Raw genomic sequence first — 11907 nt, 5'->3', positions numbered from 1 at the left:
CATCGTAGCCGCCGGCATATTCCACCACCCGCCCCGCCCCCTCGAAGACCAGGGTGCTGGTGACCACGTTGTTGAGAAAGGCCCGGTCATGGCTGACCAGCAGCAGGGTGCCGGAAAAATCCAGCAGCAGTTCTTCCAGCAGCTCCAGGGTTTCCACGTCGAGATCGTTGGTCGGCTCGTCCATGACCAGGACGTTGCAGGGCCGGGTGAAGAGCCGGGCCAGCAACAAGCGGTTCTTTTCCCCGCCGGAGAGAATCGCCACCGGGGAACGGGCCCGCTCCGGGGCGAAGAGAAAATCCTTGAGATAGCCCAGCACATGGCGGGACTGGCCGTTGATGATCACTGTATCCCGGCCCTCGGCCAGGTTTTCGGCCACGCTGCGGGCCGGGTCGAGCTGCTCCCGGAGCTGATCGAAATAGCAGACCTCCAGGTTGGTGCCCGGGCGGATGGTGCCGGTGGAGGGCTGCAGCCGGCCCAGCAGCAGGGCCAGCAGGGTGCTCTTGCCGACCCCGTTGGGGCCGATGATCCCCACCCGGTCGCCGCGCATGATGGTGGTATTGAGGCCGCGGATCACCGGCTGGCCGTCATAGGCAAAGGCAACGTCCTTGGCTTCGGCCACCAGCCGACCGGAAGGCACCCCAGCCTGGATCTGCATTTTTACCCGGCCGCTCTGCTCCCGCCGCGCCGCCCGTTCCCGCCGCATTTTGCTCAGGGCCTCGACCCGGCCCTGGTTGCGGGTCCGGCGGGCCTTGATCCCCTGGCGAATCCAGGTCTCCTCCTCGGCCAGCTTGCGGTCGAACCTGGCCTGCTCGCCGCTTTCGGCGGCCAGCATTTCATCCCGGCGCCGCAGGTAGAGGTCGTAATCGCCCGGCCAACTGGTGAGCCGGCCCCGGTCCAGTTCGATGATCCGGGTAGCCAGGCGGCGGACCAGTTGGCGGTCATGGGTGACGAAGAGCAGGGCCCCGCGGAAGGCCAGCAGCATTTCCTCCAGCCCGGTAATGGCGGCGATGTCGAGATGGTTGGTGGGCTCGTCCAGCAGCAGCAGTTCCGGGTCGTTGGCCAGGGCCCGGGCCAGCAGAACCCGCCGCTTGAGCCCGCCGGAAAGAGCGGCGAAGTCCTGCTCGGTCGGCAGGTCCAGCCGGCTGAGTACCTTTTGCAGGTGGAGATGGTCGACCGCGCCGCCGCCCGCCGCCACCTGGTAAACGGTGCCGGCCAGGCCGGGAGCCACTTCCTGCTCCAGCATGGCGTAGCGCAGCCCCTTGCGGCGGATGATTTCGCCCCCGTCGGGCTCCACTTCGCCGTTGATCAGGCGCAGCAGGGTGGACTTGCCTTCGCCGTTGCGGCCCAGCAGGCATAGCCGCTCGCCCGCTTCGATCTGCAGATTGACCTGGTCCAGCAGGGGGCGACCGCCAAAGGCCAGACTTATCTGTTGCAGGGTGACAAGAGCCATCGCGGTATTTCTCCCAAGGCAGCGAATAACAAAACGAAACCCTGGTAACTACCCGTTGGGGCAGACGTTGTCAAAAACTTTGCCGGGAAAGGGGCAATATAAACCAGGCGGGAGGCCGGGACAAGCGGGTCCGGCCCCCAATTTCAGGCGGGAGATTTAAGGCGATAACCGATGCCCCGGACGGTTTCGATCCAGTTGCCGGCTTCACCCAGCTTTTTGCGCAGGCCGAAAACCTGGACATCCACCGCCCGGGGGGTAATGGCGTAATCGTAGCCCCGGACCGCGTCGATGATCTGCTGGCGGCTGAAGACCCAGCCGGGGCGCCGGGCCAGCAGTTCCAGAATGCCGAATTCGGAGAGGGTCAGGGCCACCGGCTCGCCCCCGACCAGGACCTCGTAGCGGCGGGGATCGATGGTGAGTTCGTGGACCCGCACCACCCCGCCGCCTTCCCCCGCCGGCCCGGCCCCGTCCCGGTCCGCCGCCCGCCTGAGGGCGGACTTGATCCGGGAGATCAGGATTTTGGGGCTGAAGGGCTTGGTGATGTAGTCGTCGGCGCCCAGGTCGAGGCCGGCACTGACGTCGTCTTCGGTGGAACGGGCGGTGAGCATGATGATCGGCAGGCGGCGGTGGCGGGGCTCGCGGCGCAGGATCTTGCAGACCTCGTAGCCGTCCAGGCCCGGCAGCATGATGTCCAGCACCACCAGGTCGGGGTTTTCCCGCCGCACCAGAGCCAGGGCCTGCTCGCCGTTGTCGGCATGGAGTACCTGAAAGCCGGCCTTGGCCAGATTGTAGCCCACCAGCTGCTGGATATTTTCGTCATCCTCGACCAAGAGGATGGTGGGCTTGGCGCCCGCCCCGCCGCTCTGTGCCGTCATCTCAACCCCGTTTTGTGCCGCCGCGGCCTACCCGCCGCGGCCGGCTCGTTAGATCAGTCGGTGCCGGACGATTTTGCCCTGCGCCATATAGATTACATCCTCGCAGATATTGGTGCAATGGTCGGCGATCCTCTCCAGCGAACGGGCCACCCCGATGAGCTTGGCCAGATAGATATGCTGGGCCGGGTTCTGGGCGATGGTCTCTTCCAGCTCTGCCCGGATCGCCCTTTTGTCGCGATCAACCTCGTCGTCGGTCAGACAGACCTTGTAGGCCAGATCGGTATCCTCGTGGTGGAAGGCCTCCAGGGTCTGGCGCAGCATGGTCACGGTTTTTTCCTGCATGGCCTGGAAGCGGGCCGGCAGCATCATCCCGGCGGTATCGTAAACCTCGGTGTCGATTTGGGAGATCAGCAGCACCTTGTCGGCGATCTTGGCGGCCAGGTCGCCGATCCGTTCCAGGTCGCCGTTGACTTTCAGTACCGTTACCAGGAAACGGAGATCGCCGGCCACCGGGTGGTAAAGGGCCATGATCCGCAGGCACTCCTCCTCGAGGGCGATCTCCCGGCGGTCGATCTCCTCCCGGTCGAAACTGATAACTTCCCGGGCCAGGACGGGGTCGTTGGCCAGCAGAGCCTTGATGGCCCGCTGGAGGTTTTCTTCGATCAGGGTGCCCAGCTCCCCGGTCTGATTCTTGATTTTTTCGATTTCCGGCTGGATAAGGCGGCTCATGGGATACCTGTTCAGGTTCAAGGGATAAGGTACAAGGAGGCATCTTGGTCCTTGACTTTCAAGCCTGAAATTTAGCTCCCGATTATTAGCCTTCGGTTAGGTTTTGATTAGGAGAAGGTAACGGTCCGGCGGCGGATTTAGGCAGATGAATGGTGAAGGTGCTGCCCTGGCCCACCGTGCTGGCCACGCTGACCTGGCCGTGGTGGACCTGCACGATGTGCTTGACGATGGCCAGGCCCAGACCGGTGCCGCCCAGACGGGCACTGCGGGCCTTGTCCACCCGGTAGAAGCGCTCGAAGATCCGGGGCAGGGCGGCGGCGGGAATCCCCGGCCCCCGGTCGCTGACCCGGATCAGGATTTCCGTGGCCGTTTCCTCGGCTGCGATAATGACCGGAGTGCCGACGGGGGCGTATTTGACGGCGTTGTCCACCAGGTTGATCAGGGCCTGCTCCAGCAGGGCCGGGTTGATCCAGGCCCGCAGCTTAGCCGGACCCCGCAGTTCCAGGGCCATGCCGCGGTCCGCCGCCCGCCGGGAGCAGGCCTGAACCGCGGCCTGGAGGGTTTCCAGCAGGGGCAGTTCCTGGAGGGGCACGCTCTGGCGGCGGCCTTCCTGTTCGATCCGGGAGAGGGTCAGCAGATCCTCGACGATGGCATGGAGCCGGCGGGACTGCTGGAGGATGATGCCGGCGAAACGGCGGGCTTCTTCCGGTTCGGCCAGGGCCCCGTCCAGCAGGGTTTCGGCGAAGCCCTCGATGGAGGTAATCGGCGTTTTCAGTTCGTGGGAAACATTGGCGACAAAATCCCGGCGCAGATTTTCCAGGCGGCGCAGCCTGGTGACGTCGGTGATCACCAGCACCGCTCCGGGGCCCTGCTCATTGAGTTCCGCCAGCCGGGCCCCGTGAGCCTGGCAAAAATGCTCGCCGCCCTTGCCGTCGAGCAGGGTCAGTTCGCCCTCCACCGGTTCGCCGCGCTGCAAAACCTGGCGGATCAGATCCTGGAGGGCGCTGTTGCGGATCGCCACCCGGATGTTTTTATCCTTGATCCGGTCCGGCTCCACCGCCAGCAAGTCGGCGGCGGCCTGGTTGATCTCCACCACCCGCTCGGCGCCATCCACCGTGATCACGCCATCCACCATGCTGCAGAAAACCGTCTGCAACTGGTTGCGCTGCCGGTCGATGGTCCGCAGACGCTGATCGAGCTGAGCGGCCATCAGATTCATGGCCCGGGCCAGGGCCGCCGTTTCCTCGGCCCCGCTTTCGGCGATCCGGCCGGCAAATTCACCGGCGGCAAAGCGCTCGGCCCCCGCCTTCATCTCTTCCAGGGGGCGGCTGAGCCGGCGGGCGATGAACCAGGCCGTCACCGCGACCAGCAGAGCGATCACCAGGCCGCTGAGCGCGATTCGGCGGTAGATGGCAGCCAAAGCCTCATCAACGGCGGTCAGCGGGATGGCGGTGCGCAGCACCCCGATCACCTGCCCGTCTTGTTCCAGGGGGATGGCCACGTACATGGTGTCGTAATAGACCGAGCTGCTGAAGCGGACATCCCGGCCGGTGCGGCCGGCCAAGGCGGCGATGATCTCCGGCCGGTAGGCGTGATTTTCCATCTCGGCGGGGGTCTGTTCCGAATCGGCCAGGACCAGGCCGTCAGGGGCAATCACGGTCAGGCGGGTGGCCGAAGCGGTCCCGGCCTGCCGGCTGTAAGCCTGAAGCACGGCGAGCTGAGCGGGCGAATGAGAGTAAGGTAAAGCAGCGGCGGGGGCCGGATCATCGGGGCCCGGAGCAAGCAGGTCGATGATTTTGCTCTGCAGCAGCTGGGCCCGGGCGGCCAGGTCGGATTCGACCTGTTCGACATGGAAATTGCGCACGGAAGTCCCGGCCAGCCAGGAAACCGCCAGCAGGGCGGTCAGGGCTACCAGCAGCAGAGCGGGATAAAGCTGCCAGAGCAGCGGTCGATTTCCGTAAACCATAAAATATCTCCGCGCCAACTTGTCGGCCACAAGCCGCCCCGGGCAACCCTGAACGACCCGCGACCCGGGACGGCCGCCAGGCTCGTCCAGTACTGATTCCCAGTCAGCAGACCAGTAAATTTTCGCCCGGTCAACTCCTTTATCAAATCAAAAGCAAACCCTAATCAAAGCTGAACATTGGCGGCCTATTTTCACCGCAAGTCTGCCGGCCAATAACCGGCCGGGAATTAGCCCCGCCGGCCAACCAACACCTTCAAGCAAGAGGAGATGCCCCATGAAAAATCAGTCCACAGCTAAAAAAAGCGGCCTGCGGGTCCGCCTGGGCGCTTTGGCGGCCGCGGCCCTGCTCTGCCTGAGCCTCGGCTCCGGCTCGGCCCTGGCCCAGAAAACCGACATCATCGGGGCCGGCGCCAGCTTTCCGGCCCCCCTGATCACCGCCATGGCCGATCAGTATCGGACCGAAACCCAGGGCCGGGTCACGGTCAACTACCAGTCCATCGGCTCCGGCGGAGGGATCCGCCAGTTCGTCGAACAAACGGTGATGTTCGGCATGACCGAAGCCTTCCTCTCCGACGAGGTCATGACCGACATCGAAGCCCGGACCGGCGGCAAAGCCTTCAACCTGCCCATCACCCTGGCCGACGTGGTGCCCACCTACAACCTGCCGGGCATCAACAAGGGCCTGGTAATGGACGGCGAATTGCTGGTGGATCTCTTCCTGGGCAAGATCACCCGCTGGAACGACCCCCGCATCGCCCAGCTCAACCCCGGCGTGCGCCTGCCTGGCCTGCCGGTGACCATCGTCCATCGCTCCGACGGTTCCGGCACCACCAATGTCTGGACCAGCTACCTGAGCCGGGTTTCCAAGGAATGGGCCAACCGGGTGGGCTATGCCACCAGCGTCAACTGGCCCACCGGGGTCGGCGGCAACGGCAACGAAGGCGTGGCCGGGGTGGTGATGAATACCCCCGGAGCCCTGGGCTACAACTCGCTGACTTACGCGATGCTCAATAATATCAGCTACGCCTATGTAATCAACGCCGCCGGCAATATCATCGAGCCAAGCTTCGCCGCCACCACCGCCGCCGCCGACATCGAACTGCCCACCGACACCCGGGTACTTTTCACCAATACCCCGGCCCCGGACGGCTACCCGGCCGCCGGCTTCGCCTGGATGCTGGTCTATCAGAACCTGGAAAAAAACCGGGCTGTCGCCAACCGGGCCCAGGCCGAGGAACTGCTGCGCTTTCTGATCTGGTCGGTGACCAAGGGCCAGGAGCTTTCCGAATCCCTGGGTTTTGCCCGCCTGCCCCAAGCGGCGGTGGAGCGCAACTTCGCCATGATCCGCCAGATCAAGTGGGAGCAGGAAGAGCTGGGCGCCAAAATTCTCGCCGAGCTGACGGCTGGTCGCTAAGTAAGCCCTTTGCCCCTTCACCAACCGCCCCCCGCCAAAGTCGGTCCGTCCCTTTCACCAGGGGACGGGCCGGCTTTGGCGGCTCTTAAATCAATCCTAAAGAAACCCTAACCAAAGCCAAATATTGGCGGCGTATTTTCTTAAGCGCGCAGACGAAGGCGGGTTCCGGACTCCGGCGCCGCCGCGCCCCGGCTGGTTTGCCCGCCGATCTATCACCGACCATTGAACCGTAACGAGGAAGCCAGCCTTGCCGACCCGTCCTGAAACCCTCGCCCTGATCCGCCGGACGCCGCCGCTCATCTACCGCTGGCTGGGGGATCGGATTTTTGCCGTCCTGGTGCTGGGCTTCGGCTTGATCGTGATGGGACTGGCCCTTTCCCTGGCGGTGGTCCTTTTCCGGGAGGGCTCGGAGGCCATCACCACCTTCGGCTTCCTGGGCTTTCTCACCGGCACCACCTGGGATCCGGCCCTGCGCCTGGAGTTCGGTACCCTGCCCTTTCTGATCGGCACCATCGTCACCAGTGTCGCCGCCCTGGCCCTTTCCTTCTTCCCCGCCCTGGCCGTGGCGATTTTCTCGGCCGAATACGCCCCCCGCTGGCTGTCCCATCTGATCGACGGCATGGTGGACCTGATCGCCGCCGTGCCCAGCGTGGTGGTGGGAATCTGGGGAATTTTCGTCTTCGCCCCTTGGATGCGGGATAGATTCTACCTGCCGCTTTACATGTGGGCGGCGGAAAACCAGCCCGATCTGCTGCCGATTCTCGGCAGCCCCATGGGCTACGGCATGACCACGGCGGTGATCGTCCTGGCCCTGATGATCATCCCCTTCACCGCCGCTTTAAGCCGGGACGCCATCCGCCTGGTGCCCAAGGAACAGCGGGAGGCGGCCTGGGCCCTGGGAGCCACCCGCTGGGAGGTAATCCGGATGGCGGTGCTTCCCTACGCCCGGAGCGGGATCATTGCCGGGGCCATCCTCTCCTTCGGCCGGGCCATCGGTGAAACCATGGCGGTGGCGATGCTGATCGGCAACAAGAACACCCTGCCCTTCAACCTCTTCGGCCCGGCGGCGACCATGCCCTCGGTTATCATCAACGAGTTCCGCGAGGCGGTGGAAAACCTCCACTTGGCCAGCCTGATGGCCATCGGCTTCTATCTTTTCCTGATCTCGCTGATCGTCAACCTGATCGCCGCCTATATTCAGCGCAAGATGATGGTTTCGGGAGGGCGCACGGTATGAAGGCCAACGGTCGCGGTAAAAACGGGGTTTCGCCCTGCCAGGCTCCCCCCCTGAGTCTCAACCGCCGCTACTGGCGGGATCGCCTGATGCTGGGCCTGCTGACCGGGGCCACCGTCCTGGTATTGGTGCCGCTGCTGATCGTGATCAGCTACGTGGTCATTCAGGGCATCGGAGGCTTGAACTGGGACTTCTTCACCCAGGAGCTGGGCTCGCCGACCCGGGCCCAGATGGGCCAACCCACCGGCCTGGTCCATACCATCATCGGCACCCTGGTGGTGGACACCTTGGCCCTGCTGATCGCCGTGCCGCTGGGCATCGGGGCCGGCGTCATGCTGGCCGAATACCCCGATCATCCCCTGAATCCGCTCCTGCGCCTGCTCAACGACACCCTGAACGGCATGCCGGCCATTCTCAAGGGGATGCTGGCCTTTGCCCTGATCGTCAAGCCCATGGGCACCTTTTCCGGCCTGGCCGGGGCCATCGCCCTGACCTTCGTGATGCTGCCGATCATCGCCCGGGCCACCGAGAGCGCCCTGATGATCATCCCCTGGTCGATCCGCGAAGCCGGCCTGGCCCTGGGGCTGCCGCGCTGGCGGGTGATCACCGCCACCATCGTGCCGGCGGCCCGGGTGGGCCTGGTCACCGGCATCCTGATCGCCTTTGCCCGGGCGGTCGGGGAAGCGGCCCCGCTGCTCTTCACTTCCTTCGGCAACAACTACCTGCCCAGCCGCTGGACCGGCTGGCTGCTGGGCCCGGTGGACACTCTGCCCCAACGGCTCTACAGCCTGGCCATCAGCCCTTACAAGCAGTGGCATGAAATGGGCTGGGCGGCCGGCATCGTGCTGATGGCCCTGGTAATTTCAACTTTCATCGCCGCCCGGGTGGCGATCCGCAAAAGATGAAGCCCGCAGCGCGTTTTTAAACCAACGGGGTGGGCTGACTATCAAGCGCCTCGATTGACCATAGCCTGGAGCCATTATTGATGAAGAGCGACGAAGCGGCAAAATTGACCGATGAGCGAGGCGAGATCCGCCTGGAAACCCGTGATCTCAGCGTCCATTACGGGACCGCGGCCGGGGTCAAGAATGTCAGCATCCCCGTTTACAACAAGAAAATCACCGCCCTGATCGGCCCTTCCGGTTGCGGCAAGACCACCTTTCTCCGGGCCCTGAACCGGATGCATGACCTGACCCGGGGAGCCCGGGTCAGCGGCCAGGCCTTGCTGGACGGCGCCGATATCTACGCCCCCAAGGTCGATCCGGTCACCATCCGGCGCCGGATCGGCATGGTCTTCCAGAAGCCCACCCCCTTTCCCACCATGTCGATTTTCGACAACGTGGTGGCGGGCCTGAAACTGGTGGGGATCCGCAACCGGGCGGTGCTGGACGAGGTGGCCGAAAAGGCCCTGCGTCAGGCGGCGCTCTGGGAAGAGGTCAAGGACCGGCTGCGAACCCCCGGCGGCAGCCTCTCCGGCGGCCAGCAGCAGCGTCTTTCCATCGCCCGGGCCCTGGCGGTTGAACCCGAGGTGCTGCTGATGGACGAGCCCACCAGTTCCCTGGACCCCCAGTCCACCATCCGGATCGAAGAGCTGATGAGCGAGCTGAAGGACCACGTCACCATCGTCATCGTCACCCACAACATGCAGCAGGCTTCGCGGATTTCCGATTACACCGCCTTCTTCTACGTCGGCGACCTGATTGAGTTCAATCCCACCGCCAATATGTTCACCAATCCCGACCGGCGGCGGACGGAGGAGTATATCACCGGCCGCTTCGGCTAACCTGGAAAACGGGCAGCAGCACCGCATCTTTCCGCGATCAGACCCGGCGATATAGCGCTGCTATTATCGCCGGGTCTGCTTGCGAAAATCTGCGGCACTGCTGCCCGTTTTCCGTGTTGCCAGGGGGTATATTTACTCCTGCCTGGCGGCAGTTCGTTTTATTCTGCTTCCCTCGAATTGTTATCGGTGGTTTTTTTTGGGTTGGTTGGTGGCTCGGCAAGGGATGGCGGAGGGGGTTGATAGCGCTGCTATTATCGCCGGGCCTGCTTGCGAAAATCTGCGGCACTGCTGCCCGTTTTACGTGTTGCCAGGGGTATATTTACTCCTGCCTGGCGGCAGTTCGTTGTTTTCTTCTTTATTCCCTCGCCTTATTCTTGGTGGTTTTTTGTGGGTTGTTTGGTGGCTCGGCAAGGAGTGGCGGGCTTCTTGCAGTTGTATATTGTTGACTACTGGGGGTTGGTGGGATATATTTCGTGGTTTAGCACTTTTGCCGCCGGGGGTAAAAACCGCGCTTAGAGCGGAACCGGCGGCAGTGCCGATGGTTCCGCCTTTATCGTTTCGCCTAGTTTAATCTTTTGCTAAATCGGCAAAAGTGAGCTAAGGTTTTTTTAGTCCGGTTTCTACCGCTCCGGTCCGGAGCAGTGCTCGCGGCCGGCCGGGGACAACCGGCTTGTTGACCTTCTCCACCAGCCCAATGCTTATCTCAGGGAGCCTCATGGAAGTAACCCCCAAACCCGAACAGGACAAGCGCCGCCAGCTCCGCCAGAGCATGACCCTGATCAAGTGCCCCCACTGCGGCAATGATACCGACTTCGTCGAGGTGGCCGACGATGTGATTCTGACCACCCATTATCACCAGAACCGCGACGGCAGCTTTACCCAGGAAAGCGATGAATCCCAGATCATGGGCGAGATCAAGCTTTACTGCGGTGAATGCAACGCCGACCTGTCCCGCTTTCATGCCCGCTTTCTGGAAATGCTTTTCTAGCCCCGGGAGCAAGCCCCTTGAACTCTCCGCCCCGGCTGATCCGCGACAACGACACCCTGCGCCGCGACTACCATCAGCTCAAGGCCGGCGACCAGGTTCTGACCCGGATCCGCCTGGCCCCCGGCGAGGAGTACCTGCTCCTGGACCTGGAGGCCCGCGGCGTCCGGCTTTTTCCCGCCGGCCTGGCCCAGGCCCTGGCCCGCTCCAAGGCCATGCAGGCCGCCCTGCTGGGCCCCTTCATGCTCCCCCACACCCTGGCCATCCATGATCTCCACGCCCTCCACCGGGCGGTTACCGGCTATCACGCCGCCGGGATCGGCCAGGTGGTCACCAAGCTGGACCGGGCCAACGCCGGGATGGGGGTGCTGCTCTGGAACGGGGTGGAGGAGGTCCTCAACCAGGCCACCCTGGGCAATCTGGTCCCGCCCTTTGTCCTCCAGCCTTTCGTGCCGGGCGGGCGCGATCTGCGGGTGATCATCCTCGGCGACTATCTGGAAGCCTACCTGCGCCACAACCCGGCGGGCTTTCGCCACAACCTCCATTGCGGCGGGGCCAGCGAAGCCCGGCCCCTGAGCACCGCCCAGGAGGACTTCTGCCGCCGGGTCATGGCCCGGGGCCGCTTTCCCTACGCTCATCTCGATCTCTTCCTGCTGCCCGACGACACCTTTTATCTCGGCGAGATCAACCTCCGCGGCGGCCTGCGCGGGGCCCGGATCAGCGCCCCCGAATACCGCCGGCGCCTCGAAGAACTGCACCGTTCAGCCACTTCCCCTTCCCCCTGAATCCTGACCGCCGCTGAATTTGGCCATTAATCGGCCGGGCCTGGTTGGATCCGTGGCGCCGTTGCCGCTGTTTTGCGCAGCGCCCATGGCGATGGGGTCGGGGGGATCAGGTGTGAGCCGCTCGCGCAATGCTCGCAAGAAAGGGACTATTCGTGACGGCGGGGGGAACCGGGGTCGGCAGCGGCCTCGTCCGGAGCGAGCCGGAAAACTTCGCGCCGCTCCTCCCCGGGCTCGGCGGACCGGCAACCGCTGCTGATGCTGATCGCCTTGCTCGGGCAGAACTCCCGGCATAGCCCGCAGGCGCTGCAGCGGGCCCAGTGGAAAAAGAGCCGGGAGCTTTCCTCGTCCACCTCGCTCTCCAGGGCCCCGCTGGGACACAGGCCGACGCAGGCCTCGCAGAAGGTGCAGGCCGGACTGACGGTCAGCTCCGGCAGCAGCGGCGCCAACAGCGAGCGCCGGGCAGCCGGGAGCCGCTCCAAGACTTGCCGCAGCAGGCTGACCCGGCTGGGCACATGCTTGGTCGAAGCCCATTGCTCTTCCTTGGGGCCCGGTTCCTCGCGCAAAGTGCCCCAGGTTTCAACGGCGGCATGGAAGGAAATCTCCCGAAAGGCCCGGAAAAAATCACGCCGATCGGGAGGGCCGGCGGGCACCGCAGGCGGGCCTGGGGAAGAGTCGCCCCCGGGTTG

General features: G+C 64.3%; 11 protein-coding genes. 6 read left to right on the top strand and 5 right to left on the bottom strand.

The window, feature by feature from the left end:
* From ACHHTY_RS11075 to ACHHTY_RS11060, 4 genes are all read right to left on the bottom strand, one after another.
* Positions 1-1450: ATP-binding cassette domain-containing protein (locus tag ACHHTY_RS11075; RefSeq protein WP_395494212.1), on the bottom strand; the 1450-nt coding region annotated here is incomplete at its 3' end.
* Between the two features lie 143 nt (positions 1451-1593).
* The gene (locus tag ACHHTY_RS11070; RefSeq protein WP_395494211.1) at positions 1594-2325 is read right to left on the bottom strand and encodes a response regulator transcription factor; all 732 of its coding nucleotides are present in this window, start codon (positions 2323-2325) and stop codon (positions 1594-1596) included.
* Positions 2326-2373: 48 nt separating this feature from the next.
* Positions 2374-3054, bottom strand: a complete 681-nt coding sequence (gene phoU / locus ACHHTY_RS11065; RefSeq protein ID WP_395494210.1) for a phosphate signaling complex protein PhoU — start codon at positions 3052-3054, stop codon at positions 2374-2376.
* Positions 3055-3139: 85 nt separating this feature from the next.
* Positions 3140-5020: an ATP-binding protein gene (locus tag ACHHTY_RS11060; RefSeq protein ID WP_395494209.1), complete on the bottom strand. Its 1881-nt coding sequence runs from the start codon at positions 5018-5020 to the stop codon at positions 3140-3142.
* 274 nt (positions 5021-5294) lie between these two features.
* On the opposite strand from ACHHTY_RS11060, the gene pstS reads away from it, so the two are divergent.
* The 6 genes from pstS to ACHHTY_RS11030 all read left to right on the top strand — a co-directional run bounded on the left by pstS (position 5295) and on the right by ACHHTY_RS11030 (position 11221).
* Positions 5295-6434, top strand: a complete 1140-nt coding sequence (gene pstS, locus ACHHTY_RS11055) for a phosphate ABC transporter substrate-binding protein PstS (RefSeq protein WP_395494208.1) — start codon at positions 5295-5297, stop codon at positions 6432-6434.
* 247 nt (positions 6435-6681) lie between these two features.
* Positions 6682-7671 carry a phosphate ABC transporter permease subunit PstC gene (gene pstC, locus ACHHTY_RS11050; RefSeq protein ID WP_395494207.1) on the top strand — a complete coding sequence of 330 codons (990 nt, stop codon included), beginning with the start codon at positions 6682-6684 and terminating at the stop codon, positions 7669-7671.
* Complete coding sequence (gene pstA, locus ACHHTY_RS11045; RefSeq protein ID WP_395494206.1) at positions 7668-8573, top strand: phosphate ABC transporter permease PstA; 906 nt, start codon at positions 7668-7670, stop codon at positions 8571-8573. The genes pstC and pstA overlap by 4 nt, the downstream gene beginning before the upstream one ends.
* Positions 8574-8653: 80 nt before the next feature.
* Positions 8654-9451 carry a phosphate ABC transporter ATP-binding protein PstB gene (gene pstB, locus ACHHTY_RS11040; protein ID WP_395494204.1) on the top strand — a complete coding sequence of 266 codons (798 nt, stop codon included), beginning with the start codon at positions 8654-8656 and terminating at the stop codon, positions 9449-9451.
* A gap of 715 nt (positions 9452-10166) precedes the next feature.
* Entirely contained in the window at positions 10167-10439 is a 273-nt protein-coding gene (locus ACHHTY_RS11035) for a hypothetical protein (protein ID WP_395494202.1), read from the top strand.
* A gap of 17 nt (positions 10440-10456) precedes the next feature.
* Positions 10457-11221 (top strand): ATP-grasp domain-containing protein, encoded by a 765-nt coding sequence (locus ACHHTY_RS11030; RefSeq protein WP_395494201.1) that lies wholly within the window; start codon positions 10457-10459, stop codon positions 11219-11221.
* Positions 11222-11367: 146 nt separating this feature from the next.
* Here the strand turns inward: ACHHTY_RS11030 and ACHHTY_RS11025 are convergent.
* Positions 11368-11907: NADH-quinone oxidoreductase subunit I (locus ACHHTY_RS11025; protein WP_395494200.1), on the bottom strand; the 540-nt coding region annotated here is incomplete at its 5' end.

It is taken from the genome of Desulfurivibrio nitratireducens (assembly GCF_044068515.1).
Lineage (GTDB): Bacteria > Desulfobacterota > Desulfobulbia > Desulfobulbales > Desulfurivibrionaceae > Desulfurivibrio.
The sequence above is the reverse complement of the archived record's forward strand: the minus strand, read 5'-3'. Positions and strand labels throughout refer to the sequence as shown.

Excerpts from the sequence above, each read along its gene's own strand:
- ACHHTY_RS11070 (WP_395494211.1), bottom strand. The coding sequence starts at position 2,325 with ATGACGGCACAGAGCGGCGGGGCGGGCGCCAAGCCCACCATCCTCTTG.
- ACHHTY_RS11035 (WP_395494202.1), top strand. The coding sequence starts at position 10,167 with ATGGAAGTAACCCCCAAACCCGAACAGGACAAGCGCCGCCAGCTCCGC.
- ACHHTY_RS11060 (WP_395494209.1), bottom strand. The coding sequence starts at position 5,020 with ATGGTTTACGGAAATCGACCGCTGCTCTGGCAGCTTTATCCCGCTCTG.
- pstA (WP_395494206.1), top strand. The coding sequence starts at position 7,668 with ATGAAGGCCAACGGTCGCGGTAAAAACGGGGTTTCGCCCTGCCAGGCT.
- pstS (WP_395494208.1), top strand. The coding sequence starts at position 5,295 with ATGAAAAATCAGTCCACAGCTAAAAAAAGCGGCCTGCGGGTCCGCCTG.
- phoU (WP_395494210.1), bottom strand. The coding sequence starts at position 3,054 with ATGAGCCGCCTTATCCAGCCGGAAATCGAAAAAATCAAGAATCAGACC.
- pstB (WP_395494204.1), top strand. The coding sequence starts at position 8,654 with ATGAAGAGCGACGAAGCGGCAAAATTGACCGATGAGCGAGGCGAGATC.